General features: G+C 59.2%; 24 protein-coding genes. 12 read left to right on the top strand and 12 right to left on the bottom strand.

All coding sequences use genetic code 11. The features are described 5' to 3' along the window. Positions 1–20: 20 nt before the first annotated feature. Positions 21–974 carry an aldose epimerase family protein gene (locus E4662_RS19120; protein ID WP_136443230.1) on the bottom strand — a complete coding sequence of 318 codons (954 nt, stop codon included), beginning with the start codon at positions 972–974 and terminating at the stop codon, positions 21–23. A gap of 70 nt (positions 975–1,044) precedes the next feature. Here E4662_RS19120 and E4662_RS19115 point away from each other — a divergent pair, with 70 nt between their 5' ends. Continuing rightward, on the top strand, positions 1,045–2,262 hold the full coding sequence (locus tag E4662_RS19115; protein ID WP_240705253.1) for an MFS transporter: 1,218 nt from the start codon (positions 1,045–1,047) through the stop codon (positions 2,260–2,262). Here E4662_RS19115 and trhO read toward each other — a convergent pair. Beyond that, complete coding sequence (gene trhO, locus E4662_RS19110; protein ID WP_136443228.1) at positions 2,259–3,188, bottom strand: oxygen-dependent tRNA uridine(34) hydroxylase TrhO; 930 nt, start codon at positions 3,186–3,188, stop codon at positions 2,259–2,261. The genes E4662_RS19115 and trhO overlap by 4 nt on opposite strands. A gap of 112 nt (positions 3,189–3,300) precedes the next feature. Here trhO and pncA point away from each other — a divergent pair, with 112 nt between their 5' ends. The 6 genes from pncA to E4662_RS19080 all read left to right on the top strand — a co-directional run bounded on the left by pncA (position 3,301) and on the right by E4662_RS19080 (position 10,296). Further along, on the top strand, positions 3,301–3,894 hold the full coding sequence (pncA, locus tag E4662_RS19105) for a bifunctional nicotinamidase/pyrazinamidase (RefSeq protein ID WP_136443227.1): 594 nt from the start codon (positions 3,301–3,303) through the stop codon (positions 3,892–3,894). A 452-nt stretch (positions 3,895–4,346) separates the two neighbouring features. Beyond that, on the top strand, positions 4,347–6,323 hold the full coding sequence (locus E4662_RS19100; protein ID WP_168798022.1) for a response regulator: 1,977 nt from the start codon (positions 4,347–4,349) through the stop codon (positions 6,321–6,323). Then, entirely contained in the window at positions 6,260–7,549 is a 1,290-nt protein-coding gene (pncB, locus tag E4662_RS19095; RefSeq protein ID WP_136443225.1) for a nicotinate phosphoribosyltransferase, read from the top strand. Before E4662_RS19100 ends, pncB begins: the two co-directional genes overlap by 64 nt. 76 nt (positions 7,550–7,625) lie before the next feature. Further along, positions 7,626–8,711: a histidinol-phosphate transaminase gene (gene hisC, locus E4662_RS19090; RefSeq protein WP_136443224.1), complete on the top strand. Its 1,086-nt coding sequence runs from the start codon at positions 7,626–7,628 to the stop codon at positions 8,709–8,711. Continuing rightward, positions 8,708–9,628 (top strand): prephenate/arogenate dehydrogenase family protein, encoded by a 921-nt coding sequence (locus tag E4662_RS19085; RefSeq protein ID WP_136443223.1) that lies wholly within the window; start codon positions 8,708–8,710, stop codon positions 9,626–9,628. Before hisC ends, E4662_RS19085 begins: the two co-directional genes overlap by 4 nt. A 104-nt stretch (positions 9,629–9,732) precedes the next feature. Beyond that, complete coding sequence (locus E4662_RS19080; protein WP_240705252.1) at positions 9,733–10,296, top strand: extensin-like domain-containing protein; 564 nt, start codon at positions 9,733–9,735, stop codon at positions 10,294–10,296. Between the two features lie 47 nt (positions 10,297–10,343). Here E4662_RS19080 and E4662_RS19075 read toward each other — a convergent pair whose 3' ends face one another. The 4 genes from E4662_RS19075 to E4662_RS19060 form a co-directional block, all read right to left on the bottom strand. Further along, positions 10,344–12,014, bottom strand: a complete 1,671-nt coding sequence (locus E4662_RS19075; RefSeq protein ID WP_136443221.1) for a flotillin family protein — start codon at positions 12,012–12,014, stop codon at positions 10,344–10,346. 18 nt (positions 12,015–12,032) lie between these two features. Continuing rightward, complete coding sequence (locus tag E4662_RS19070; RefSeq protein WP_136443220.1) at positions 12,033–12,770, bottom strand: OB-fold-containig protein; 738 nt, start codon at positions 12,768–12,770, stop codon at positions 12,033–12,035. Positions 12,771–12,929: 159 nt separating this feature from the next. Next, positions 12,930–13,829, bottom strand: a complete 900-nt coding sequence (locus E4662_RS19065; protein WP_136443219.1) for a sterol desaturase family protein — start codon at positions 13,827–13,829, stop codon at positions 12,930–12,932. Further along, complete coding sequence (locus E4662_RS19060; protein WP_136443218.1) at positions 13,826–14,218, bottom strand: hypothetical protein; 393 nt, start codon at positions 14,216–14,218, stop codon at positions 13,826–13,828. The genes E4662_RS19065 and E4662_RS19060 overlap by 4 nt, the downstream gene beginning before the upstream one ends. 223 nt (positions 14,219–14,441) lie before the next feature. Between E4662_RS19060 and E4662_RS19055 the strand changes: the two genes are divergently transcribed. After that, positions 14,442–14,633, top strand: a complete 192-nt coding sequence (locus E4662_RS19055; protein ID WP_136443217.1) for a hypothetical protein — start codon at positions 14,442–14,444, stop codon at positions 14,631–14,633. A gap of 103 nt (positions 14,634–14,736) precedes the next feature. Here E4662_RS19055 and E4662_RS19050 read toward each other — a convergent pair whose 3' ends face one another. Beyond that, positions 14,737–15,291 (bottom strand): TlpA family protein disulfide reductase, encoded by a 555-nt coding sequence (locus E4662_RS19050; protein ID WP_136443216.1) that lies wholly within the window; start codon positions 15,289–15,291, stop codon positions 14,737–14,739. A gap of 21 nt (positions 15,292–15,312) precedes the next feature. Between E4662_RS19050 and argH the strand changes: the two genes are divergently transcribed. From argH to E4662_RS19030, 4 genes are all read left to right on the top strand, one after another. After that, positions 15,313–16,704 carry an argininosuccinate lyase gene (argH, locus tag E4662_RS19045; RefSeq protein WP_136443215.1) on the top strand — a complete coding sequence of 464 codons (1,392 nt, stop codon included), beginning with the start codon at positions 15,313–15,315 and terminating at the stop codon, positions 16,702–16,704. 94 nt (positions 16,705–16,798) lie between these two features. Further along, positions 16,799–17,104 (top strand): DUF2834 domain-containing protein, encoded by a 306-nt coding sequence (locus E4662_RS19040; protein ID WP_420819280.1) that lies wholly within the window; start codon positions 16,799–16,801, stop codon positions 17,102–17,104. Between the two features lie 80 nt (positions 17,105–17,184). Further along, positions 17,185–18,453: a diaminopimelate decarboxylase gene (gene lysA / locus E4662_RS19035; RefSeq protein ID WP_136443213.1), complete on the top strand. Its 1,269-nt coding sequence runs from the start codon at positions 17,185–17,187 to the stop codon at positions 18,451–18,453. Positions 18,454–18,491: 38 nt separating this feature from the next. Then, the gene (locus tag E4662_RS19030) at positions 18,492–21,104 is read left to right on the top strand and encodes a DUF4175 domain-containing protein (protein ID WP_136443212.1); all 2,613 of its coding nucleotides are present in this window, start codon (positions 18,492–18,494) and stop codon (positions 21,102–21,104) included. Between the two features lie 3 nt (positions 21,105–21,107). Here the strand turns inward: E4662_RS19030 and arfB are convergent, their stop codons facing one another. From arfB to E4662_RS19005, 5 genes are all read right to left on the bottom strand, one after another. Further along, entirely contained in the window at positions 21,108–21,527 is a 420-nt protein-coding gene (gene arfB, locus E4662_RS19025) for an alternative ribosome rescue aminoacyl-tRNA hydrolase ArfB (protein WP_136443459.1), read from the bottom strand. Positions 21,528–21,837: 310 nt separating this feature from the next. Further along, the gene (locus E4662_RS19020) at positions 21,838–22,488 is read right to left on the bottom strand and encodes a queuosine precursor transporter (RefSeq protein WP_136443211.1); all 651 of its coding nucleotides are present in this window, start codon (positions 22,486–22,488) and stop codon (positions 21,838–21,840) included. 103 nt (positions 22,489–22,591) lie between these two features. Then, entirely contained in the window at positions 22,592–23,482 is an 891-nt protein-coding gene (locus tag E4662_RS19015) for an esterase-like activity of phytase family protein (protein ID WP_136443210.1), read from the bottom strand. Between the two features lie 11 nt (positions 23,483–23,493). Beyond that, a complete protein-coding gene (gene mepA, locus E4662_RS19010) occupies positions 23,494–24,414 on the bottom strand; it encodes a penicillin-insensitive murein endopeptidase (protein WP_136443209.1) in 921 nt (306 codons plus the stop codon). After that, a complete protein-coding gene (locus tag E4662_RS19005) occupies positions 24,411–25,814 on the bottom strand; it encodes an MFS transporter (RefSeq protein WP_136443208.1) in 1,404 nt (467 codons plus the stop codon). The genes mepA and E4662_RS19005 overlap by 4 nt, the downstream gene beginning before the upstream one ends. Between the last annotated feature and the right edge of the window lie 2 nt (positions 25,815–25,816).

Raw genomic sequence — 25,816 nt, 5'->3', positions numbered from 1 at the left:
GAGTCCGCGCTTGAACGAAATCAGTCCAGCGAAATTCGAATGGTCGTGCGTTGCCGGTAAGGGCTGTCCGGCGTGCAATACACAGAACCGAAGGCAGGTGTATTCACCGTGTTCGGAAAGTCCTGGGCTTCTATGCAGAAACCGGCGAAAGGTTTGTGTGTGACCCCGGGATGAGGTGAACCGAAAGGTCCCAGGTGACCGCAAGTGTAGAACTGCAAGCCTTTGCGATTGGTCCACATCTGCAGTGTCATGCCATCCTGGGACTGGACTTCAGCCGCTGGCCCGCCTCCGAGATCCAAGGCGTAATTCAGATCGTATCCTTCGCCAAAATCGCCTTTTTCCCGAAGAACGCAGCCTTCTCGGAAATCAAACCGCGTGCGATCCACCGGCGCGATGTCACCCGTCGGGATCAGATCCGGACCTGTCGGCGTGTAGTGTGACGCCTTGAGACGAAACCAGTGATCGAGAATGTCTCCTTGCCCGGCGAGATTGAAATAGACGTGTTGCGCCATGTTAATTGGCGTTTTGCGATCCGGAATCGCGGTCATGTCCCAGGTCAGAGCGCCATTGTTCAGACTGAGCTGCACTTCGAAATCCACAGCTCCGGGGTATCCTTGATCTCCGTCAGGAGAATGCAGCTTGAGCTTAACCGCTGTGTCCGTCTGATCCGTCATTGACCAGGACCGCCATCCAAGCCCCCCCGGGCCTCCGTGCAGGTGATGCTGACCGCCTCGGCTGGTCAAATGGTAAGTCGCTCCGTCCAATTCAAATGAGCAATCCGCGGTGCGGTTGGCGACGCGGCCAATCGTGATGCCCATGGACATCGGGTTCTCACGGTAGTCTTCGAAATTTTCATACCCAAGGACGACGCGCCGTCCACCAACGATCCAGTCCTGAATGGCGCAGCCGATCGATAGCACGGTCACTTCGGTATCGCCGTCGCTGAGGACGTGATGCTCGATTGGTTTGTCCATCTGGGTCTCCCGCGAGGCGTGATTTGGACCTATCAGTGCGTCACTTCGCAGCTTACTGTCCAGAACTATGATGAACGAAACCGCTCCCGACTCGCGTTACGCTTGGCTGCGTCTGGTCATCACGTTGCTGATTGCTGTGGTGGGAAACGTCGGAATGTGGGTCGTGACCGTTGTCATGCCCGAGGTTCAGGCCGAGTTTGGCTCGAGCCGAGCGGTTGCGTCGTTGCCTTACGTCACAACCATGGTTGGTTTCGCGCTCGGCAACTTCGCTATAGGCCGCGTTGTTGACCGTTTTGGCATCACTTTGGCGTTAACCGGAGCGGGGCTTTTGATTGCGGTTGGCTATGGCCTGGCCGCGCTTTCGCCGTCAATCTGGAGTTTGTCATTGGTCCAGTTCCTGATCGGATTTGGCACCGCCTCCTGTTTTGGCCCATTGATCGCCGACATTTCTCAATGGTTCCAAAAGCGGCGCGGCATAGCGGTGGCCATAACTGCTTCGGGCAACTACATATCGGGGGCTGTTTGGCCGGGACTGCTGACCTGGATGGCGGCGGATGCCGGGTGGCGTTGGATGTATCTGGCGTTGGGAGTGATCACCCTCGCGGTTCTTTTGCCCTTGGCCCAATTGCTGCGCAGGCGCATCCCGGTTGACACGCTATTGCAGGCGGAAGCCCTGACCCAACAGCGGGCGGCAAACACCGGCTTCACACCACGGCAATTGCAATGGCTTCTGGGGCTTGCCGGGATCGGATGCTGTGTGGCCATGTCCATGCCGCAGGTCCACATCGTGGCCCTCTGCGTGGACATGGGTTTTGGCGCGGCGGTGGGCGCAGAAATGCTGTCGCTAATGTTGCTCGGCGGCGTTGTATCCCGTCTGATTTCCGGAGCACTCGCAGATCGGTTAGGCGGCGTTCGTACACTTCTTATCGGCTCGACGCTCCAAGCGGTCGCACTGTTCTTGTATCTGCCCGCCGGGGGGCTCGTCAGCCTTTACTCGATCAGTTTGATTTTCGGGCTGAGCCAAGGTGGAATCGTGCCGAGTTACGCGGTCATCGTGCGAGAATACTTGCCCGCAAAAGAGGCGGGCGCGCGGGTTGGCTTTGTCATGATGATGACGATTCTGGGCATGGCACTGGGGGGATGGCTGTCAGGTGCGATCTATGACTGGACCGGCAGCTACCAATGGGCCTTTGTTAATGGCATCGTCTGGAACGGCTTGAACATCGCGATCATGGTTATGATCGTGACGCGCGGCAATCGGGCGAGGGGAGCGACGGCTCCGGCCTAAAGCGCGTCCGGATAATCCTCGACATCTGCGTGCAAGTGCCGTTCACCACGTGTCTTGGCCAGAGCGATTTGCTTTTGACGTTCGCGGAACCGCGCTTTGTCATCGTTCGAGGTCTCATGGATGCACAGATGGCAAGACACGCCGTGTTCGTATTCTGGCCGTTTCATGTCCTCTGGCAGAATTGGGCGGCGGCAGGCGTGACAAAGTTTGTGCGGCCCTTCCGCAAGCCCATGGCCAACTGAAACGCGCCCGTCGAAGACAAAGCATTCGCCTTGCCAGGTGCTATCGTCCTTGGGCATCTCTTCAAGGTACTTCAGAATGCCGCCTTTGAGGTGGTAGACGTCTTCAATACCCTGTCCCAATAGGTAATTCGTTGATTTTTCACAGCGAATTCCGCCGGTGCAGAACATGGCAATCCGCTTGTTGTGGAAGCGGTCCTTGTTCTTTTCCCACCATTCCGGGAAGTCGCGGAAGGTATCGGTTTGCGGATCGATTGCCCCCTCGAAAGTGCCGATGGCCACTTCGTAGTCATTGCGCGTATCGATCAGTGCCACATCGTCGGATCGGATCAGATCGTTCCAATCGGCCGGGTCCACATAGTGCCCGACCTTGGCCAGCGGATCCACATCCGGCTGACCCATCGTGACGATCTCTTTCTTCAAGCGCACCTTCATCCGGGCAAAGGGGCGCTCCGCCGCCGTAGAGAGCTTCCACTCGATATCGGCACACCCTGGCAGCACCTTGATATGATCGAGTAAAGCGTCAATGCCGGCCTTGGGGCCAGCCACCGTTCCGTTGATCCCTTCGGCCGCGAGCAGGAGCGTGCCGGTGATCTGTTGATCACGGCACAGGTCCAGGAGCGGTTGGCGCAGAGCGGCGTGATCGGCGAAGCGGGTGAAGTGGTAGAGGGCGCAGACGGTATACATGGCGTGCCTCTTACGCCGATCCTGTGGCCTCGCCAAGTGGCCCGTTGCCGCATTCCGGTTGAAGCTTTTCTGCCCCGGTTTTACGCTGATCACAGAAAGCGGGGAGAACGCCATGCGCGGTTTGATTGTCATCGATGTTCAGAACGACTTTTGCCCGGGCGGCGCTTTGGCCGTTGCCGGGGGCGACGAAATTGTTGCTCCCATCAACGGGATGATGGATGAGTTCGAGGCTGTTATTCTGACCCAGGATTGGCACCCGGCCACGCATTCATCCTTTGCTTCTCAGCATGAGGGCGCAGCGCCGTTCAGTCTGATCGATATGCCATACGGTCCTCAGGTGCTCTGGCCGGATCACTGTATTCAGGGCTCACCGGGAGCGGAGTTCCACAAGGACTTGCTGGTCGATCGGGCCGACCTGATCATTCGCAAAGGCTTTCGTCCGGAAGTGGACAGCTATTCCGCGTTCTTCGAGAACGATCACACAACTCCAACGGGTCTCGAAGGTTACTTGCGAACGCGCGGGATTTCATCGCTGGTCATGGTCGGTTTGGCGACAGATTTCTGCGTGAACTTCTCGGCTGTCGATGCCAGCAAGCTGGGTTTTGAGGTTTCTGTCCGTACGGATCTTTGCCGGGCGATCGACATGGATGGAAGCCTGGCGGAAGCGGAAGGCAACATGCGCCAAACCGGTGTTAGACTTTTATAATATTTCGCCCTAACGCATTCGCCAATTCTCAACTTTGTAGGCGTAAAAGCGGCTCACCCTGATGTGAGCCGGAGATGTCCACCAAACGAGCCTCCAACCCGATTGCGCGCGCCGACGAGTTTGAGGTGCGCTATAGTTCAGGCGCGCTCTTTGACCGTTATGCCAGGGCGCGGATTCGGTATGTTTGGCAAAGGCAGGTCGCGACACTGATCGGAGTGACGTACCTTGGTGCCTTCAACTCCCTTGAGGCGTCGATCATCGCGTTTTTTCTCGCGTTGTTCGGCGAGTGGTTCGAGTTTGTTCTTCTGAAAATCGCGCAACGTCTCAGGGCGCGAGAGGTCGATTTTCGACCGATTTCGCTTCTGTCCTGTTTTGGAGGACTTGTTCAGGCGTTCACGATTTCCGGATGCGTGTTCATTTGCATTTCGACCGCGAACAACCACGAGGGAGAGTTGGCTGCTCTCTGCTTCCTGATGGCCGCAGCGGTGAACGCGGGTTTCGCGCTCAACCTGCACCCCGCCGCGATATTCTGCAAACTATCGGTCTACGGCGCGAGTGCCGTGAGTTTTGCTCTGTACCAAGTGGTAATGGGGCAGGATTCGGGGCATGGGTTAACGACGTATGCTCTTGAAGTTGCTTTTCTGTTTTTCTTTACACAGAACTTCATCAGCGTGTCGGCGCGCGCTTTTCAACGACGAAAAGAGAATGAAAAAGCGCTGATTGCCAGCTCTACCCGGCTCAATGAGCTGAACTTGGAACTGGCAAAACGCGGGCGGGACATGCGCAAGCTGTCCCTCGTCGCCAAACACGCGAATGACAGTGTAATCCTGTTTGAACCCGACATGACGATTTCCTGGGTCAATCAGGCCTTTGCCAAGTTGACGGGGTTCTCCCGGGAAGAGGTGATTGGCAGGAAACCCTGGGAGTTTTTGTCCGGTCCTGGCAGTGCAAACAATCCGGGCTCTGACGAACTGGCCAAACTGGTCAGCGCGCCAGCCTGTAATGCACGCATCCTGAGCTATGCCAAGGACGGCAGGCCGTTCTGGGTCGATATGAGCCGCGTTCCTGTCTACGACGCAAACGGCCAGATCGAGACGCTGATTTCGATCGAGCGAGACGTCACCGACACGGTTCGTCACGAAGAGGAAATGGCCGAGGCCCGGATTCAGGCAGAAGAAGGTGCGCGCTCCAAGACGACGTTTCTGGCAACGATGAGCCATGAAATGCGCACGCCATTGAACGCGATTGTCGGTATGTCGGATCTGCTTGCAGAGGAGGATCTTGGCAAGGAAAACGACGAATATGTTTCCATGATTCAGACCGCGTCGGTTTCGCTGCTTTCCATTATCAATGATGTTCTGGATTACTCACGCCTTGAGGCTGGCAAAGTTCAGATTGAGCAGCGGGCTTATGATCCGGGAAAAGTCATCCAGGAAACGGCCCGGCTCTTGCGGGCAATGGCGCATGACAAGGGGCTATCTCTGGATCTGGAGACAGACGGCACACTGCCCGAACTGGTTTTGATCGATGGCAGTCGGCTTAGGCAAATTCTGGTAAATCTGATCGGCAATGCGATCAAGTTCACGGAAACCGGTGGTGTGTGCGTTCGATCCTCGGCGGCGCCTCTGTCGGAAGGATGGCTTTTGCGGATCGTGGTTGAAGACACCGGAATTGGTGTTCCGGAAGATCGCGCAGAGCATATTTTTGGCGAGTTTCATCAAGCCGATGCAGAAACGACCCGTCGTTTCGGCGGAACCGGTTTGGGTTTGGCGATCTCCCAAGCGCTCGCGCGCCGCATGGGGGGAGACATCCGTCTCATGCCCGCCCCGGCATCGGGCGGCTCTGCGTTTGAGGTGACGGTTGCCCTTGGCCGTCCGGCTTCAGAAGAGGCGGTAAGCGACACCACAGAAGCGCGTTCTGGCAGCACAATAACGAAGCGCATGCGCGTGCTGGTGGCGGAAGATAACGCGACAAATCGGCTTTTGGTGAACCGATGTTTGAAGGATCAACCGGTCGAGGTGATCGAGGCCGAGAACGGTCGCGAAGCGGTTGAGGTTTTCCTGGATAGCAAACCGGATGTGATCCTCATGGACATGGCGATGCCGGAACTGGACGGGGTGGAGGCCACACGCCTTATCCGGTCGTTCGATGCGGCTCAGCCGCATATTGCGGCGCTGACGGCAAATGCTTTCGAGAGTGATCGGGAACGTTGCGCAGAAGCTGGGATGGACGATTTCATCACCAAGCCTCTGAGAAAGAAAGATTTAATCGCGGCTTTGGCGCGCGCGGAGCGCGGGGAGAAACCGCTTTCACCTCAAAGGGAAACTGGCGTATCACAAAAGGGTGCCGAAGAAGGGGCTGAAAGTTGGACATCGCCACTCGCGTCTGGAACCACAAATGGAAAATCGATCCGATCGTCCGATCGCTGATCGACACGGATTTCTACAAACTGCTGATGTGTCAATCGGTGTTCCGCAACCGGCGTGACACCCAGGTGACTTTCAGCCTGATCAACCGCTCCAAACATGTCCCGCTTGCGCGCCTGATTGATGAAGGCGAACTGCGCGAGCAGCTTGATCACATTCGGAGCCTGAAACTGACGCGCGGTGAAAGCACTTGGCTGCGCGGCAATACGTTCTACGGCAAACGCCAGATGTTCCGCCCGGATTTCATGGAGTGGTTCGAGAACCTGACTTTGCCGCCGTATCATCTTGAGCGGGTCGGGGATCAGTACGAGTTGACGTTCGAGGGGAACTGGCCCGAGGTTATGCTTTGGGAAATACCGGCGCTTTCCGTGCTCATGGAGTTGCGGGGGCGTGCAGTACTCAACACCATGGGGCGGTTCGAGATTCAGGTGCTTTATGCGCGCGCCATGACGAAGCTTTGGGAAAAGGTCGAGGACCTGCGGCAAGAACCGGGTGTGCGTATCGCGGACTTTGGCACACGTCGGCGGCATTCGTTCCTGTGGCAGGATTGGTGTGTGCAGGCCATGTTGGAAGGACTGGGCAGCAGTTTTGTCGGCACGTCGAACTGCCTGATCGCCAAGAACCGCGATCTCGAAGCGATCGGCACAAACGCTCACGAGCTGCCCATGGTTTACGCGGCTTTGGCGCAAGACGATCAGAGTTTGGCTCAAGCGCCCTACGATGTGCTGGCCGATTGGCACGAAGAGCACGACGGAAACCTGCGCATCATTTTGCCGGACACGTATGGAACCGAAGGCTTCCTGGCAAAGGCGCCGGACTGGCTGGCCGGATGGACCGGCATTCGCATCGATAGCGGTGATCCGGCCACCGGTGCGGAGACCGCGATCCGGTGGTGGAAAGAACGCGGTGAAGACCCCACTAAGAAACTTGTCATTTTTTCAGATGGTTTGGACGAGGCGAAGATCGTCGAGTTGTACAAGCGGTTTGAAGGGCGGGTCCGGGTGTCTTTCGGGTGGGGGACGTTGCTGACCAACGATTTCCGGGGCCTCGCGCCGGACGATGGGCTGGCGCCGTTTTCGCTTGTTTGCAAAGCGATCAGTGCGAATGGGCGCCCGACGGTCAAGCTTTCTGACAACCCGAACAAGGCCATGGGGCCGAGCGCGGAAATTGACCGGTACAAACGGGTCTTCGGAGTAGGCCAGCAAGAAGCGCAGGCGGTAATCGTGTAGTGCGTCTCTGTCGCGGTCTTTCCCGCTTTTCATGACAGGCCTGCGGGGGTAAGCAGATTTCCGCAAGGAGACCGCGATGACCAAGATCGATCCGCAACCCGGTATCATGGAAATCTCGCCCTATGTTGGCGGTAAATCCAGCATTGAGGGCATGAGCAACATCGTCAAACTGAGCTCGAACGAAAACCCGTTCGGCCCGGCTGACAGTGTGAAGGAAGCAATTGCGCGGGCGGCGCATGACGTGCATCGCTACCCGTCGGTTGATCATGCGGAGCTTCGGGCTGCCATCGCCGAGATCCATGGCGTGCAGGCGGATCGCATTATTTGCGGTGTCGGCTCTGACGAGGTGCTGCACATGTTGGCGCAGGCCTACGCAGGTCCGGGCGAAGAGATCATCTACACAGAACACGGCTTTTCCATGTACAAGATCATCGCGCATGCGGTTGGCGCGACACCTGTGGTGGCCCCGGAGCAAGAGCGTGTGGTTGATGTGGATGCGGTCCTGGAGGCCTGCACGGATCGCACGCGCGTGGTGTTTCTGACCAACCCGGGCAACCCGACCAGCACCATGATCGGCTTGTCCGAGGTCGAACGTTTGGCCGAAGGCATTCCGGAGCAGGCCATTTTGGTTCTGGACGGGGCCTATGCCGAGTATGTCGAAGGCTATGATGGTGGCGCGAAGCTCGTGGAAATGCGGGAAAACGTTGTCATGACGCGGACATTCTCCAAGCTCTACGGGCTTGGAGGAATGCGTGTTGGCTGGGGCTATGGCCCGCACGAAATCATTGATGTGCTGAACCGGATCCGGCAGCCGTTCAACCTCTCGACGGTTGCGCTCGCGGCGGCGGAAACTGCGGTGCGAGATACGGCCTATACAGAGTATTGCCGGTCCGAAAACGCCCGTTTGCGGGTGTGGCTCGCAGAGGCGCTGGGCGAACACGGCGTGCCGTGCGATACCTCCATGGCGAACTTCGTATTGGCTCGGTTCAGCTGTCAGGACGAGGCAGAGGCCTGCGATACCTACCTGCAAAAGCAGGGCATCATCGTGCGCCGCGTGGCTGGATACGGCTTGCCGAATGCGCTGCGGATCACCGTGGGCGATGAATCGTCTTGCCGACGCGTGGCTCACAGCATCGGATTGTTTAAGGCGGGCGAGAGATGACCCAGCCATACAAAAAGGTGGCCTTGATTGGGCTTGGTCTGATTGCGTCTTCCATGTTCTGGGCCATGAAACGTGGGTCCGTGGCCGAGACCGTCAGTGGGTATGCCCGTAGCCCGGAATCCCGCGAAACCGCGCGGCGGATCGGGTTGTGCGACGAGGTCTGCGAAAGCGCCGCCGAAGCGGTCAAGGATGCGGACCTTATTGTTCTCGCGGTGCCCGTGGGGGCCATGGGGGCTGTCGCCAAGGAGATCGAGCCGCATCTGAAAGCTGGGGCCACGGTCACAGATGTGGGTTCCGTGAAAGAGACGGTTATCGAAGCCGTCGGTCCGCATATCCCCGACGGCGTGCATTTTGTTCCAGCGCACCCGATGGCTGGGACGGAGCATTCCGGACCGGAATCAGGTTTTGCAACCTTGTTCGACAACCGATGGTGCCTGATTGTGCCGGCCGAAGGCTCGGAAGACGAGGCTGTGGTGCGTCTGGAAAGCTATTGGCAGGAGCTCGGGGCCAACACAGAACGCATGGAGGTCGCGCATCACGACCTGGTTTGCGCTGTTGTCAGCCATGTCCCGCACTTGATCGCTTACACGATGGTTGGGGTTGCGGACGATTTGCGCCGGGTTTCCGATCAGGAAGTGATCAAGTTTTCTGCGGCCGGTTTCCGCGATTTTACCCGCATCGCCGCGAGCGACCCGACCATGTGGCGCGATGTCTTTCTGACCAACAAGCAGGCGACGATCGAGATTTTGGGCCGGTTCACCGAGGAACTCATGGCGCTGCAGCGGGCCATTCGAACCGGCGACGGTGAGCAGCTTCACGCCTATTTCACCCACACGCGGGCCATCCGCCGTGGCATTCTGGATGCAGGTCAGGATACTGATGCTCCGGATTTTGGTCGCGCAAAGGTGGATCGGTGAAGGTTTATGGGTTTGGTCTTTGTTTGGTGATGGCTCTGGCCTCCTGTGGAGGCAGTCGTGACGAGCCAAAGGAACAGAGTGATCTGGAAGGGGTGCGAGGCTTCTTGCAGCAAGCTTTCGCATCCTCTCGAAACAGCACTGTCGAGGGCGGCGGCCTGTGTGGTGATCCGCTTCTGATCGGTGAGCCGATTGGCGATGTGCCCGGCAGCGGTGTTTGTGGTGTCGAAGACGCGGTTCGGCTGCGCGCGGTCGGGGATGTCGCCCTGAGCCAGCCAGCGACGATCAACTGCCGCACCGCCAGAGCGCTCTCCACCTGGGTTGAGACCGGAGCGAAACCAGCGGTTGGCAAACGCGGCGGCGGTTTGAGCCGGCTTCACGTCTCAGCGCATTACGTCTGCCGAACCCGAAACCATCAGCCCGGTGCCCGGATTTCAGAGCATGGCAAAGGCAACGCCATCGACATCAACGCGGTCTATTTGCAGGATGGAACGGAGATTTCAGTTCTGCGGGACTGGGGCGGCGGGAAGAATGGTAAAGCTCTGAAAGCCATGCATAAGTCCGCTTGCGGCACATTTGGCACGGTGCTGGGTCCGAACTCGGACCGCTTCCACAAGGACCATTTCCACTTCGACACGGCGCAATACCGCTCCGGATCGTACTGCCGCTGACCAACAAAAGACGCCCCGGCCTTCGCACAAGCCCGGGGCGGTTTGGTTCAGTTGTCGCTCGGCGGCGGGGTGCCGTCCGCCGGGGCTGATTTCGACGCGGGGACATCGCCCAGCACGCCGTTGACCATCCCTTCGATGGTGCCATCCATCGACACGCCAAGCTCTTCGCCCAGTTTCTTCAGGGCAGGCATCTGGACGGCCATGCCCATGACGGAGTCGAGCGCCTGATTGACCACGGGTTTTTCACCGCCTTCGCCCGAGCCGCCGCCATTCGCGCCACCGAGACCTCCAACCTGATGGATGCGAATCGAATCGATCTTCTCCACCGGCTTCATGGTCTGGGCGAGGATTTCCGGCATGGCCTCGAGACGGGCCAGCGCGATCTTCATGGCGATAATGCCTTCGGACAGTGCGTTCTCGGCATCCGTGATGGCACGTGTACCCTCGGCCTCGGCCAGCATGTCCTTCTTCTTGGCTTCCGCGCGAATGGTGATTGCGTCCGCGTCGGCCTGTGCTTCCTCGCGGCGGGCATCGGCGCGGTCTTGCGCGGCGTCTTTTTCAGCCTGAGCGGAAAGCCGGACCTTGGTGGCCTCACGCTCTGCCTCACGGGCGGCTTCGATCAGGGCAATCTGCTTGAGACGCTCGGCCTCGGCCACCTGCTTGGCGGTCAAAACAGCTTCTTCTGCCTTGGTTGCCTCAGCGCGGGCGAGATCAGCCGAAGCGCGGGCGCGGCTTTCTTCCTCGGATTTCTGCGCGATGATCACCTGACGTTCCTGATCGGCGACCTCAAGTTCGCGCTCTTTGGCGATCTCGGCTTCGCGGATGTTCTTTTCGCGCAGGATTTCCGCGCTGCGGATCGCCTCTTCACGGGCGATGCGGGAGCGTTCGGTTTCGCGCAGCGAATCCTCGCGGCGGGCCGCGATTTCAGCCTCTTGAGCAGCCTGCATGGTTTGAACCTGCTGGATTTGCTCAATGCTGGCCTGTTTTTCGTCGCGTTCAATCGCGAGGCGCTGGCGCTCTGCTTCCATCCCGGCGCGGCGCACGGACACCTCGGCTTCCGCATCGATCTGGGCACGTTCTTTTTTGGACGTGGCGATCACCTCGGCCAAGCGGCGCATACCTACCGCGTTAAACGCGTTGTTCTCATCGAGCGCCTCAAACGGGGTCTGGTCGAGTGCAGTCAGCGAGACGGATTCCAAGGACAGGCCGTTTTTCAGAAGGTCCTCGGACACGGTGTTTTGCACTTCCTGAACAAAATCCGCGCGGTTTTCATGCAGGCTGTCCATGGTCATCTGAGCGGCCACGGCGCGCAGGCCGTCAATCAGCTTGCCTTCGATCATTTCGCGAAGTTGTTCGACGTCAAAGGTGCGGTCGCCAAGCGTCTGGGCGGCGCGGGCGATGCCTTCGTCGGTGGGCTGAACGGAAACGTAGAATTCCACGCCCACGTCCACGCGCATGCGGTCCTGGGTGATCAAGGCTCCGTCGCCATCGCGCTTCACTTCAAGACGAAGGGTCTTCATGTTGACCGGCGAGACTTCGTGCAGCAGCGGAACCACGAGCGTGCCGCCATCCATGATGACTTTCTTGCCGCCCGCACCGGTGCGGACAAGGCTCACTTCTCGGGTGGCGCGGCGGTAGAGGCGGGCCAGAACAAGGCCGATAAGAAGGAGAAAGGCGAGGGCGGCAACGACGATGATGCCGAGGGTAACAAGATCCATGTCTTTGAAACTCCTATATTATTGATTGAGAGGAATGATGCGGTAGCCGCCGTCGCGCTTGTGGCGCAGGACGAGGACTTCGCTTCCCTGGGAAATCTGCGCATCGTCGCGAAGCGGTTCGGCGCGCAGGTAATGGGTGTTGCCGTAGCGGTCCGTGACGCGCACCTCGGCCGGTTTGCCACGTGCGGCAGTGCCTTGCGTGACGGTGCCGGGGCGGCGTCCCAAATGACGCTCGGACAGGCTTTGAGTTTCGGTTTTCGGCAAAAGCCGGGCGAAAAGCGCGCCAAAATGGCGGGCAAAGAGAATGGCTATGATCCCGGCAGGGACGGCTGCGATGAGCGCGGGAACAGCAGTGCCAAGCACTAGTGTTACAATGGACTGAATGACCAGACCGGTCGCGCCGAAGGCAAGCAGGATGGAGGCTAGCCAGATCAGTGCCGGCATTTTTCCAAAGCCGAGCCATGCGGCAATCCCGCCCGTTGCAGCGGCGCCATCCGGCGTTTCGATCTCCGGGTCGATGTCGAGATCGGGCAGCTCGAAATCGCCGGCGTCCACGTCGAGCGCGTCGAAATCAATGTCCAGATCGCCAATATCCATGTCAGGGCCATCGACATCGAAATCGGGCCCATCGCCGCCAGCGCCCAGAAGTGTCCCTCCCAGAATGGCAAAAACGAGCTCGAGAGCGAGCAGCCCAAAAAGCAAGGCAAGCGCGACGGTGAATGGGACGTAAGGTCCTGTCAGATATAATTCAAACATGGCTATCTATAGCTGTGTGTACTGTTGTATACATTTGATATGGGGTCATCACGGGTTTGTTACAAGGCGCTGCGCCGAAATTCGCATGGCACTGCAACGGTTTGGTCGCAGGATGGATGAAAACCCAAGCTCAGGGTAGTCAGGTTTTCCGCGTCTCGATCAGCCGCGTTTCGTGGCACGTGTCTTTATCTGGTCCGAGGTCTCGCGAGAGCCATCATGCGACCAGCCGGGCGGGGCGACGGCGTAGAGCAAACGCTGTTTCAAGCTAAGGCCAGGTTGCCGAATGTCGCGCCAGATCCCGACCCATTCGTGAAAGGCAACACGGATCGGATTGAAAGTACCAATGTTATGAACGAGGCCATAATCGGGTTTTTCTTGCGGGTCTTCGGGTACAAAGCTGCCGAACATCTTGTCCCAGACAATGAAAACCCCGGCGTAATTGGCATCAAGGTAACGCGGATTGCGGCCGTGGTGGACGCGATGGTGAGAAGGCGTGTTCATAACCGCCTCGAACCATTTCGGCATTTTTCCAATGGCTTCGGTATGGATCCAGAACTGGTAGATCAGGTTCAACCCGCCACAGAACAGCACCATCGCCGGATGAAACCCGAGCAGAATTAGCGGAGCGCGAACAACCATCATGAAGGTGAACGTGTAGGTCCACGTCTGACGCAGCGCGGTGCTCAGATTGTAGTGTTGAGATGAGTGATGGTTGACGTGACTGGCCCAGACCCAACGGATGCGGTGCCCAAAGCGGTGCACCCAGTAATACCGCAGATCGTCGAGCACAAAGCACAGGACGACAATCGGGATCGAGGCGCCAAGATCAAGCGGGGTCAGGTTCCACAGAACCATGAAGAAACCCCAGGCGACAAACCCAAGAGCGATCCCGGCGGCAACATTGCCCGCGCCCATGATCAGGGATGTCACCGTATCCCGTGTCTCGTAACGACCGCCCCGCCCGGTCATTCGGATCCAGAACAACTCGGCAAAAATGGCCGCGATGAAGAACGGAACAGCGAAGGAGACAACATCAGGGTAGGTCAGCGCGTCCGTCATCCAATCTCACCAATCTGAGCCGCCCAGTCGCGGGCTTCGTCTGGTTCGAGCTCCAGCTGAACACCCGGCGCGGCATAATCGGGCAGTTCGAGCGTGAGCCCCGTAACCGTTTGCGAAACGACTGCCCCGGCGAGGAACCGCGCCGTGCTGTCCGCGCCAATGGCCCAGACGAGGCCAAGACCCTCTTCGCTTCGGATCAGCGCAGCAGACTTGTTGGCGGCGAGAGACGTTTGGAGGACGGACGCGCGCGGGTATTCGCGGGACCAGGCGTAGACGGCTTCTTTGTCCGTTTCGAACCGGCGCGGTTTGTTCATACCCATCAGGACCGTCGCGATCATGATGGCGAAAATGCCACCGACGACCAAAGGAACAAGTAGATGTAACGGCATGCACGCCCTCCCTGCTCGCATTGTGCGCAGAGTGGCAGAACTGTCAAAACTGGCGTTGCGTCAGGTTTGTTGTTGTCATGAGGGGGACAATCGCTCTGTTGCGGCGGGATTGTGTATAACTATATGGTAAATATGGGAAATATGGCGAAATGGGGTTGCGCGGCGTCACATTTTCGTCCAATTCTCCTAACTGTGGGTGGGGGCCCGCGACCCGGAGAAACAAATGCGTATCTCGATCTTTGTCCTCATCCTGGCTTCCCAGAGTTTAGCCTTGGTGAGTGTTCCCTCAGAGATTGGTGTCCGTATGGATGTCTCCGGGTCGGACCACCTTGCGCATGACAGCAAAGACAAAGCTGACGACAGCAAGAAAAAGAAAAAGATCTGGATCCGGCGCAAACGCACTGTGATCGTCTGAAGTCTCTCTCTCTCTCTCTCTCTCTCTCTCTCTCTCTCTTCAATGCTTACGACAAAGGGCGGTCCGTGTGGCCGCCCTTTGTGTTGCTGAAGCCAAACCTCAATCAGCCGCCGGTAAGCGTTGCCAAAACAGCCTTTGCATGATCGGAAGACCAGTCCGCGTCACCGGTCAGCCTCGCCACTTCTTTGCCTTCAGGATTCAGAATCACAGTAACCGGCAAACCTAGCACGCCCATTTGACGCGCCAATTTTGATTTTGGATCGCGGTGCAGCGGCAGGTTATCCACGCCAATTTCTTCGAAAAAAGCCTTCATCTTGGCGGGTGGATTGCGAGAGGTTGCGATGGTGACCACTTCAAATGTCTCCCCGCCCATCTCGGCCTGCAGTTCTGACAACATTGGCATTTCATGGCGACAAGGAGCGCACCAGGTTGCCCAGAAGTTCACAACCGTCCATTTTCCTTGCCATTCAGCGAGCGTCAGGGGATTGCCCTCAAAGGTCATGAATTCCGCCGTTCCGGCCTCTTTGGCTTCGCTGTGGAAGGTCAGTTTTTTCATATCGCCCGCGCGCATGGCTTCGGCGGCGGCGACGTCGGCGACCGCCGGATTTGCAAGCGCCATCGTGGCGGTATAGAGCAGCGCAAGACCAAGAGTTTTCATTATCCCTCCGAAGGACGCGAAATGTCGGACAAGACCTCGAACCAGATGTGGGGCGGCCGCTTTGCCGCTGGACCGGATGCGATCATGGAGGCGATCAACGCCTCGATCGGATACGATCAACGGATGGCGGCACAGGATATTGCCGGATCGAGGGCCCACGCTGCGATGCTCGCCGCGCAGGGCATTATTAGTGATAGCGACGCAGAGGCCATTCGGAAAGGATTGCTCACGGTCTTGTCAGAAATCGAAGGCGGAACCTTCGAATTTTCCACGGCTTTGGAAGACATTCACATGAATGTTGAGGCCCGTCTGAAAGAGATCATTGGCGAGCCGGCGGGCCGATTGCATACCGGTCGGTCGCGCAACGATCAGGTGGCGACGGATTTCCGGCTTTGGGTTCGGGATCAGCTCGACGCCGCCGAAAGTGGACTTCTGGCCCTGATCAAGGAGCTTCTGTCGCAGGCGGAGGCGGGGGCCGATTGGGTCATGCCCGGTTTTACCCACCTGCAAACCGCGCAGCCGGTTACATGGGGGCATCACATGATGGCCTATGTGGAGATGTTTGGCCGCGATCTGTCCCGCGTACGCGATGCCCGCGCCCGCATGAACGAATCCCCCTTGGGCGCGGCGGCACTGGCTGGCACGGGCTTCCCGATTGACCGGCACATGACCGCTGAGGCGCTCGGCTTTGACCGTCCGATGGCAAACTCGCTGGATGCCGTGTCTGCGCGGGACTTTGCTCTGGAATTCCTGAGCGTCGCCAGCATCAGCGCCATGCACCTCAGCCGTTTCGCCGAGGAGCTGGTGATCTGGTCCTCCGCGCAATTCCGCTTTGTCACGCTCTCGGACCGGTTCAGCACCGGCTCCAGCATCATGCCGCAGAAGAAGAACCCCGACGCTGCCGAATTGATCCGCGCCAAGATTGGTCGGATTTTCGGGGCGAACGTCGCGCTGATGATGGTGATGAAGGGGCTGCCGCTGGCCTATTCCAAGGACATGCAGGAAGACAAAGAGCAGGTTTTTGACGCCGCCGACAACTGGATGCTGGCACTCGCCGCGATGGAGGGCATGGTCAAGGACATGACCGGCAACAAACCGTCTTTGGAGGCGGCGGCGTCCAGTGGCTTTTCCACGGCGACCGATCTTGCCGATTGGCTGGTGCGCGAAACCGGGCTACCTTTCCGTGACGCGCATCATGTCACGGGGGCCTTGGTGGCGATGGCAGAGCGACAGGGCTGCGATTTGCCGGATCTGTCCCTTGAGGACATGCAGGGCGTGAACGGCGCAATCACCGAAGGGATCTTCGACGTGCTGACAGTGCAGAAATCGGTGGCTTCCCGGATGAGCTATGGCGGCACAGCGCCGGAACAGGTGCGCGCCCAGGTCAAACGCTGGCGCGAGGTCTTGGCATGAGGGCTTTGGCAGTTCTGTTGATGTTGGCCTTGGCCGGATGCGGCGCCGATGGCGAACCCATCCCGCCGGGCAGCGAAGAGAGCGCAGAGTGAGCCTGCGGCACCTTTGGCTTGCTCTGGCCCTTTGGGGCACGGTGCATCCGATGTACTATTTCCTGACGTATCTGTCGGAAAACGCATGGAGCCTTGGTGCCCTTATCGACGCATGGTACGTCAACGCCTCAACCGCTGGTCTGACTTGGGATCTGACCATTGCCGCCGTCACGCTGACGCTCTGGATTCTGGCAGAGGTGGCTGTGCGCCGGAACTTCATTGCTCTGCTGGCTATCCCGGCGACCTTCTGCATCGGGGTCAGCTGCGGGCTGCCTCTTTATCTGTATTTCCGGTCCAAACCGGTCTGACGACAGCTTAGAGGCAGAGGCCCCTTTCCCCTCTCCGCCCACTGCGCTACATCGGCGAAGGTTTGGCTCAGGAGGCGGCTTTGGATCATTTTCTTTATCGCGACGGCGCACTCTACGCCGAAGACGTGCCGATCTCTGAGATCGCAGCGCAAGTCGGCACGCCTTTCTACGTCTATTCGACAGCGACGTTGCAGCGTCATTTCCGTCTGTTTGACGAGGCTCTGTCCTGGGCACCCAGCCATCTGATCTGCTACGCAATGAAGGCGGCCTCCAATCAGGCGATCCTGAAAACCCTGGCCGCAGAGGGCGCAGGCATGGATGTGGTGTCCGGCGGCGAATATGCTCGGGCCAAGGCGGCGGGTGTGCCGGGCGAGAAAATCGTCTTTTCCGGGGTCGGCAAAACCAAGGAAGAAATCCGCGCGGCGCTGGAAGGCGGTATTCGGCAATTCAACGTCGAGAGCGAACCGGAGATGCGCGCGATCTCGGAAGTGGCAACCGCGATGGGCGTGGTCGCGCCAATTACCATTCGGGTGAACCCGGACGTCGATGCAAAAACCCACGCTAAAATCGCCACGGGCAAGTCCGAGAACAAGTTTGGCATTCCGCTGAGCTGGGCGCGGCAGGTCTATGCAGAGGCGGCGGCACTGCCGGGGCTTAAGGTCGTCGGGATCGACGTACACATTGGCTCGCAGCTAACGGAACTTGAGCCATATGAGTTGGCCTACAAGAAAGTGGCGGAGTTCACCGAAGCTCTGCGCGCTGATGGCCATGAGATTACCCGCCTCGATCTCGGCGGCGGTTTGGGGATTCCCTACACGCGGTCCAACGAGGCCCCGCCGCTGCCCACCGATTACGGCGCGCTGATTGAACGCACCGTCGGGCATCTGGGGTGCGAGATCGAGATTGAGCCGGGGCGCTTCATTGCCGGGAACGCGGGCCTTTTGGTGAGCGGAATCATCTACGTCAAACAGGGCGACGGGCGCAGCTTTCTGATCCTGGATGCGGCGATGAATGACCTCATCCGCCCCGCCATGTACGAGGCTCACCACGAGATTGTGCCCGTTCAGGAGGCAGATGCAGGGGTTGATCTGCTGCCATACGACATTGTCGGCCCGGTTTGCGAAAGCGGCGATACCTTTGCCAAAGGCCGACTGATGCCACCGCTCAAGGCCGGTGATTTGCTGGCTTTCCGCAGCGCCGGGGCCTATGGCGCTGTAATGTCGAGCGAGTACAACACCCGCCCCCTGATCCCCGAGGTTCTGGTGAATGGCGATCAATTCGCTGTCATTCGGCAACGTCCAACCTTTGACGAAATCATAAACCGCGATACCATTCCTTCATGGTTATGATGCACCGACAGGGGTGCGCCCCCTGATCGGAGCAATGGATGACCGAAAACGAACAGCCGCTTAAAGACGTGATGCGCCGCACCCGCGGTGCGGTTTCGTTGACTTGGGTCGGCATTCTGGCGGAACGGGCCGTACGCGCGTTCTGGCCGTTGTGGACATTGGTCATCGTCGTGCTGTCCGTTTTGATGCTGGGCGGGCAAGACGTACTGACCAGCACGACGCTGCTATGGCTTGGTGTGCTGATCGTCGCCGCTGGCCTTTTCCTCGCGGTTTGGGGCGGTCGCCGTTTCCAATTTCCGTCCCGGAAAGATGCGCTTGACCGGATCGACGCGCAGATGCCCGGCCGGCCGATCTTTTCTTTGCTCGACAGGCAGGCCACGGGGCAAGCGGACGACGCTTCACGGGCGGTCTGGGCGGCACACCGCAAGCGGATGGAACGCGCTCTGGATGGGGTGCGAGCCGAAGCGCCGGACTTGAAACTGTCCCGGCAGGATCCCTTTGCGTTGCGATACGTGGGCTTGCTTTTCCTGTCCGTTGCAATCCTGTTCGGATCGCTGGTGCGCGTGGGTTCCGTGACCGGCATGGGTGCTGGCGGGCCGGATTTGGCACAGGGGCCGAGTTGGGAAGGCTGGATGGCTCCGCCACCTTACACGCGGCTTCCGTCGGTTTACCTCAACGACATCACCGCACCGCATATGGATGTGCCCGAAGGCGCGCAGATTACCCTGCGGATGTATGGCGAAGTTGGTGCGCTTCGTGTGCAGGAAAGCATTTCCGGGCGCCCGTTGCCGGAAGAGGGCAACGTGGAAACTGCGCAGGACTTTGAAGTGGTGCGCTCCGGAGAACTGGCCATCGACGGGCCGGGCGGACGCCTTTGGCAGATTGCTATGATCCCCGACGCGCCCCCCACCGTGGCCCGTGACGGCGACGTGGTAGTCAGTTTCGACGGCGAAGCGCAAATCCCGTTCACGGCATCAGACGATCATGGAATCGAAGGCGGCTTTGCGACGTTTACGCTGGCGCTGGGCGAGGTTGACCGGCGCTTTGGGCGCGCCATTGATCCGGAGACGCGTCCCGCGATCGAGGTGCCCTTGCCAATGCCAATCTCCGGAAACCGGGCAGAGTTCACGCAGGATCTGGTGGAGAACTTTTCCCTTCATCCCTGGGCCAACCTGCCGGTGAAGCTGGAGCTTTCCGTGCGCGACGCACGCGGACAACAGGGTCTTTCAGAGCCGGTTCTGATGACACTCCCGGGCCGACGTTTTTTTGATCCTGTTGCGGCGGCTGTCATCGAACAGCGGCAAGCGCTTTTGTGGAATCGAGAAAACTCTGGCGACATCTCCATGATCCTGCGCGCCGTGGCCAACAAGCCGGGTCCTTTGTTCCGCACCGAAGTCCTGCGCCTGAAGTTGCGGGACACTCTGGAGCGTCTGGAAACCACGTCGCTGCAAGGCTTGACCGCCGAGCAACAAGACGAACTTGCGCAAGAGCTTTGGGATCTGGCTTTGGAGTTCGAAGAAGGCGATCTGGAAGACGCGCGCAAACGTCTTCAACGTGCTCAGGACCGTCTGGAAGAGGCGATGCGAAACGGCGCGTCGGATCAGGAAATCGCCGAGTTGATGCAGGAACTGCGCGAAGCCACGCAGGATTACATGCGGCAACTAGCGCAGGAACAGCGCCGGGAACAGCAACAGGATCCGAACGGCCAGCCGATGGATCCGAACAACATGATCGAGATGTCTCAGGACGACATTCAGCGCATGATGGACCGGATTCAGGAATTGATGGAACAGGGCCGTATGGCTGAAGCGCAAGAGGCGATGCGTCAGTTGCAGGAAATGCTCGAGAACATGCAGATCACCCAAGGTCAGGGGCAAGGCGGCCAATCGCCCGGTGAGCAGGCGATGGAGGGCCTTTCGGAGACCTTGCGTGATCAGCAGGAACTGTCGGACGATTCTTTTCAGGACTTGCAGGATCAGTTCAACCGCGGCCAGCGCCAGGACGGACAGGAGCCCGGTCAGGAAGGGCAAGGCCAGCAGGGTCAACAAGGGCAGCAAGGTCAGGGGCAACAGGGACGCGGCCAGCAAGGGCAGGGTGAACAACCGGGCCAACAGCCCGGCCAGCAATCCGGTCAGGGTGACGGCGGCCAGTCCATGGAAGACAGTCTTGCCGGCCGTCAGCGCGCTCTGCGCAACGAGTTGAACCGCCAGCGTCAGAACCTGCCGGAACAGGGGACCGAAGCGGGAGATCGGGCCGCTGAGGCTTTGGGCCGTGCCGAAGGCGCCATGGACGAAGCTGAAGATGCGCTGCGGGGCGGCGATCTCGCAGAGGCCATTGACCAGCAATCCGAAGCGATGGAGGCCTTGCGCGAAGGGCTGCGGAACCTCGGCGAGGCTTTGGCAGAGCAACAGCAGCAGAACCAGGGTCAGCAGGGGTTTGCCGAAGGCGGCGATCCGCAACAGCAGCGCGATCCTCTCGGACGCAATCCCGGCAACACCGGACAGACCGGGACAGATGAAGGGATGCTGCAAGGCGAAGATGTTTACCGCCGCGCTCAGGAACTTCTGGATCAGTTGCGTGAACGCTCAGGCGAGGCAGAACGGCCTCAGGCAGAACTCGATTATCTGGACCGCCTGCTGGATCGGTTCTGAGCCTCAGGCGGAAGGGTCGACCTTCCCGCGCAGGGCTTTGAGCTCGCCCCGTTCTTTCTTGGCCTTGAGCCTTCGTTTCTTGGAGCCGAGCGTGGGTTTGGTCGCGATGCGCCGTTTCGGTTTGACTAGGGCTTTGCGGATCAATTCTGCCAAACGCTCGCGCGCAATCTCGCGGTTTCGAGCCTGACTGCGGGTCTCCTCGACCTGAATGATCAATGCACCTTCTTTCGTCCAGCGTCGTCCGGCAAGGCGGCGCAGCCGCGACTTCACCGGGCCGGGTAGGTTGGGGGAACGCTCCGCCTCGAAGCGCAATTCCACCGCTGTCGAAACCTTGTTGACGTTTTGACCGCCGGGCCCCGAGGACCGGACAAATTGCTCCGTCAGTTCCCAATCCTCGATGGTTATGTCGTCCGAAATGCGCATGGGTTCTTTGGTAGTATGGATTGAAAAAATCGAAAAGGGCCGCCTTCTGCGGGCGACCCTTCGAGAAGTATAGGAGGCGGTGCCGGTTAGGCTGCTCGCCAGTTTCGGGGAAAACACGCCCCAGGGGCTGCCCTAGGTTGCTTTTCCTCGCACTGTTCCGACACCTTTCTCCAATGTTTCTCTGACCACTGGATCACCTCCTTTCAGCTGTTAAAACGCATGAGGCACAGCCGATGTTGGGGTGTCCCGTATCGCCGCCCTCAAGATGATGGTGACACGGGATTTTAAATCCGCAAAGTGTTTTTTTCGTTTATGCGGCCGGAACCGGCGAAGATGCTCTCGAAACGATCATCCGGAAGGGGATCAGTGCGATGAGCGCAAGGCTCAGTTTGACGAGCCAATCGGCAAAGGCGAGCGTCACCCAGAGCGGGGCTTCCGCGCCAACGTTCATGAACGGCACACCACCCCATGCCCAGTTGATCGCAGCATCTGCATCGGCACCGAAGACGGTGATCGATGCGGAAAAGGCCACGGTGAAGAAGATCGCCGTATCCAGCGCAGAGCCGATCAGGGTTGAAACCAGAGGCGCTCGCCACCAAAGGCCGCTCCGGAAGCGGTTGAAAACGGTGATGTCGGTGAGCTGCGCGATTAGGAAAGCCAGACCGGAGGCCACGGCAATCCGAAGCGGCACGGCGGCATATTCATAGCCATCGCCCTGTAGCATAATCTGCGAGCCGATCAGCGAACAGATGACCCCGGTGACAAAGCCTGCGAGCACAACTTTGCGCGCTGGCCCGGCACCATAGATGCGGTTCATCACGTCGGTGACAAGGAAAGCGAGCGGATAGGTAAACGCGCCCCAGGTCAGGAGGCCGTCTAGGATCAGAAACTGAACAAGGATGTTCGAGGCCACAACGATGGCGGCCATGGCAAGAATGCCGGGAATATGCGTGCGTGTCATGTTTGGACCCGTTTTTGCAAGGTTGCGGGGACTTGGCCCGGAAACGTGCCGGACGGGCGGCGTTTAACGACTGAATCGCGCTCTGGCAAGAGGGTCCATCAGATCAATCGACTACGCGATACTCGACCAGATGGGTTTGCAGAACGGACCGAAAGTTATCATCGGAGATCATTGTCAGGCGAATGTCGCCCGAACTGTCCTGCCACACAGCAATGCCCTCAAGGTTGTCGTGCTGCCAAAGCGCGCTTTCGAGCAGCGTCAGGTCTTCGGTCACCTGATCCCCTTCGAAAGTGATGCGCCGGATGCGGCTGCGAAATCCCCAACCGCTGAACACACGTTCGAGCGTGTAGAGTTTCCCATCAGGGCCAAAATCTGCCCCGACCATGAGGAACCCGCCAGATCGGGCCAGATCAAACCGGTGGTGCCACGTGCCGTTTTCCAATCGCCAGAGCGGGAAAGGGCGGGTCAGCTTGCCGGAGCGTTCGGGAATAGCAACGAGTCGCCCGGCGTTGTCGATGGCCAGCGCTTCCAGACCGGAGTTGGTTTGCAGGCGCTTGAACGCTCGGGAGGTGAAGCTTTCTTCGACACGTCCGGGGCTGTCGTAGCCGTGGATGACGTTGGCCTGTTCGAAAGACACAAATGCGCGGCCCGTGGTGTCAACGGCGAGTCCCTCCGCATCAAAACGGTCGGCGTCTTTCCGCGTGCCCCGGGCGTTCTGCAATCCACGAACTGGGGTGGACGCCACATCGGTGATTCGGTCTGTGTTGGCGTCGCGTTCGAACTCTCCTGTCAACAGGGTTCCATGATCGGAAATCGCGGTGAATGCCTTGCCGTCCGGGCTGACTTCGATCCCCGAAAAGCCGCCTGCGCCGTGGTCCTCGGTTGGCCAGTGATAACTTCCAACGAACTCAAGACGCGCATCCGCCGCAACACCAAGCGAAGGCCAGCACAGGAGAACGGCGGCCAAAAGGCCGCCAAGTTTTTCATAAGTCATGGAAGGTCAGGTCACTTCGCTGTCAGAACGGCGGCGCACTGATTGGGAAGATCCTCCATGGTCAGTTCGCGGCGCGGTACGGGCGGTTTGGCGTTCGGATCGGGCGGCGGCGGGTTCAGGATGTTGTTCACCCATTGCTGCGCATCCGCACAGCCATCGCCAGCGGGGGGCGGGTTTTGATTGACGCAGCCCTTCGCGCCCTTGGGACAGGTCAGGCGCACATGGAAGTGGTAGTGATGTCCCCACCAGGGCCGGATCTTGCGCAGCCAGGCGCGGTCGCCCTTTTCGTCGTTGCACATTTTCACCTTTGCACCGGGGAAGACAAAGATGCGCGCCACGCGCGGATCGGACGCGGCCGCCTTCAGGATTTCATGGTGTGCGCGGGTCCAGTTGTTGTTCGTGTACGCGCCCGAAGACCGACGCAACGAAATCGAAGAGATGTTTTCACGCTGCTGGACGGTGAGGTTCAGATTGTCCGCAGGCAGCATCCAGATATCAACATCCAGCCCGATCTGGTGGCTGCGGTGACCGGTGAGCATCGGACCGCCGCGTGGCTGGCTCATGTCACCGATATACAGACCGTTCCATCCGGGCTGGCGTGCAGCCTTGCGACTGAGATCCTCGATATAATCCACCAGTTCCGGCTGTCCCCAATTCCGATTGCGCGACAGGCGCATGGCCTGCCATGTGGGGCCGGTTTCCGGCAATTCCGCGCCACCGGCCTGACAGCCCCGCGCATAAGAGCCGAAGGGTGCCGGATTCTGTGGGGAGCCGGTGGCCTTGGCGCCGAACAGCTGCTTGGCTTGCTTGGAGGACAGGACCGGGTCGAGTTTGACCGGTTTGATGCGTTCACCGGAAATGTCGCGACCGCTGCCAGTCGAGCAGGAACACAAAACGAGTACAAGAAGTGCCGAAACAACAGTGCGTATCATGCGGATCGTTCTCCGTCTGGGTGAACCCAGCGTAGCAGAAAAAGCCCGATCAGGAAAAGAATGATCACGGGTACGAAGGCCAGCTGGTTGGAATTGGTCAAAACACCGAAGAGGGTGATCAAAGCCGGGGCAAGGAATGCCGTGGCTTTGCCGGCAAATGCGAACAGGCCGAAGGCCTCTGCCGGGTGATCCGGGTCCGCATGGCGCACCATCATGCTGCGAGAGGCGCTATAGAGCGCCCCGCCCGCCCCGCCAATGGCCGCGCCGCAGATGTAGAAGAGGATGTCTGGCACAAGGGAGCCTTCGGCGAGAGGAATGCCAAAGACATGCTCGCGCGACATGCCCACGATGATGCTGCCAACCGCAATCAGAACCCAGATGCAGACGGCAATGACCGGTTTTGGTCCGAATTTTTGATCTGCAATGCCGCCGATCCAGCTGATCACGGCGGCGGCAATGGCGGCGATTATGCCGAACACGCCAATCTGAATGGTCTCCCAATCCAGAACCTGCCGTGCGTAAATCCCGCCGTAGGCATAAAGCGCGGTCAAAGCGTCCCGATAGAACAGTGAAGACAGCAAGAAAGAGCGCGTCGAGGGTTGTTTGCCAACGCGGCGGATCGTGGTCCAAAGCTCATGCAGGACCTCTCTGAAGCCGGGGCGCGTGCGTTTGACCGAAGGATTGTCCCGGCTCCACAGGACAAAGGGGATCAGGAAAACCGCAAACCAGAGCGCAATGAAAGGCCCGACAAACCGCGTACCCTCGCGGGTTTCGGGATCAAGGCCAAGGGCAGGGGCCAGGCCGATCAGGGTTTTCCCGGTTTCATTCTCGGCAAAGAACAGCAGCATGAGGAACAGCGAAATCACGCCGCCCCAATAGCCGAAAGCCGTCGCTGTGCCGGATATGCGCCCGACCTCTTCGTCGGTTCCGAGGTCTGGCAAAAACCCGTTGTTCAGGTTGAAAGCCATTTCCGAAAACACAAAGCCGGTCCAGAACGCGGCCAGCATCAGCATCAGGCTCGCGCCATCCGGCGTGAGGTTCCAAAGCAAGGCGGCACAGAGAATGGCGAGGACGGAAAACAGCAAGATCCAAGGCCGTTTGCGTCCGGCCGCATCCGCCCAGGCGCCCAAAAATGGCGCAGTGAAGGCGATGACAAGGCCCGCGACCGTCTGGGCAGAGGACCAAAGCGTTTGCGCCTCAACCTTTGCGCTGGCCAGATCGCTGCCCTGGGCGAGCATGTAATCCGTTGCCACGGCGGCGAAATACGGGGCGAAGATGAAGGTCAGGCCAAGCGTTGCATAGGGTTGCTGCGCCCAGTCGAAGAACATCCAGCCCAAGACCCGTTTAGGAATTGTCAGGATAAGTCTTCCGATCCGGATCGTGACGATGAGACTGTCCATGA

The organism is Pacificoceanicola onchidii (assembly GCF_004804335.1).
Classification (GTDB): Bacteria; Pseudomonadota; Alphaproteobacteria; order Rhodobacterales; family Rhodobacteraceae; genus Pacificoceanicola; species Pacificoceanicola onchidii.
Note: the sequence above shows the minus strand (reverse complement) of the source record. Positions and strands in the feature narration are given on the sequence as shown.

Coding starts and splice junctions, on each gene's coding strand:
- mepA (WP_136443209.1), bottom strand. CDS start 24,414: ATGATACGCACTGTTGTTTCGGCACTTCTTGTACTCGTTTTGTGTTCC.
- E4662_RS19085 (WP_136443223.1), top strand. CDS start 8,708: ATGACCCAGCCATACAAAAAGGTGGCCTTGATTGGGCTTGGTCTGATT.
- trhO (WP_136443228.1), bottom strand. CDS start 3,188: ATGTATACCGTCTGCGCCCTCTACCACTTCACCCGCTTCGCCGATCAC.
- E4662_RS19070 (WP_136443220.1), bottom strand. CDS start 12,770: ATGTTTGAATTATATCTGACAGGACCTTACGTCCCATTCACCGTCGCG.
- E4662_RS19060 (WP_136443218.1), bottom strand. CDS start 14,218: ATGCCGTTACATCTACTTGTTCCTTTGGTCGTCGGTGGCATTTTCGCC.
- E4662_RS19030 (WP_136443212.1), top strand. CDS start 18,492: ATGACCGAAAACGAACAGCCGCTTAAAGACGTGATGCGCCGCACCCGC.
- E4662_RS19075 (WP_136443221.1), bottom strand. CDS start 12,014: ATGGATCTTGTTACCCTCGGCATCATCGTCGTTGCCGCCCTCGCCTTT.
- argH (WP_136443215.1), top strand. CDS start 15,313: ATGTCGGACAAGACCTCGAACCAGATGTGGGGCGGCCGCTTTGCCGCT.
- hisC (WP_136443224.1), top strand. CDS start 7,626: ATGACCAAGATCGATCCGCAACCCGGTATCATGGAAATCTCGCCCTAT.
- E4662_RS19015 (WP_136443210.1), bottom strand. CDS start 23,482: ATGACTTATGAAAAACTTGGCGGCCTTTTGGCCGCCGTTCTCCTGTGC.
- E4662_RS19020 (WP_136443211.1), bottom strand. CDS start 22,488: ATGACACGCACGCATATTCCCGGCATTCTTGCCATGGCCGCCATCGTT.
- E4662_RS19120 (WP_136443230.1), bottom strand. CDS start 974: ATGGACAAACCAATCGAGCATCACGTCCTCAGCGACGGCGATACCGAA.
- E4662_RS19050 (WP_136443216.1), bottom strand. CDS start 15,291: ATGAAAACTCTTGGTCTTGCGCTGCTCTATACCGCCACGATGGCGCTT.
- pncA (WP_136443227.1), top strand. CDS start 3,301: ATGCGCGGTTTGATTGTCATCGATGTTCAGAACGACTTTTGCCCGGGC.
- arfB (WP_136443459.1), bottom strand. CDS start 21,527: ATGCGCATTTCGGACGACATAACCATCGAGGATTGGGAACTGACGGAG.
- E4662_RS19065 (WP_136443219.1), bottom strand. CDS start 13,829: ATGACGGACGCGCTGACCTACCCTGATGTTGTCTCCTTCGCTGTTCCG.
- E4662_RS19055 (WP_136443217.1), top strand. CDS start 14,442: ATGCGTATCTCGATCTTTGTCCTCATCCTGGCTTCCCAGAGTTTAGCC.
- E4662_RS19115 (WP_240705253.1), top strand. CDS start 1,045: ATGAACGAAACCGCTCCCGACTCGCGTTACGCTTGGCTGCGTCTGGTC.
- E4662_RS19005 (WP_136443208.1), bottom strand. CDS start 25,814: ATGGACAGTCTCATCGTCACGATCCGGATCGGAAGACTTATCCTGACA.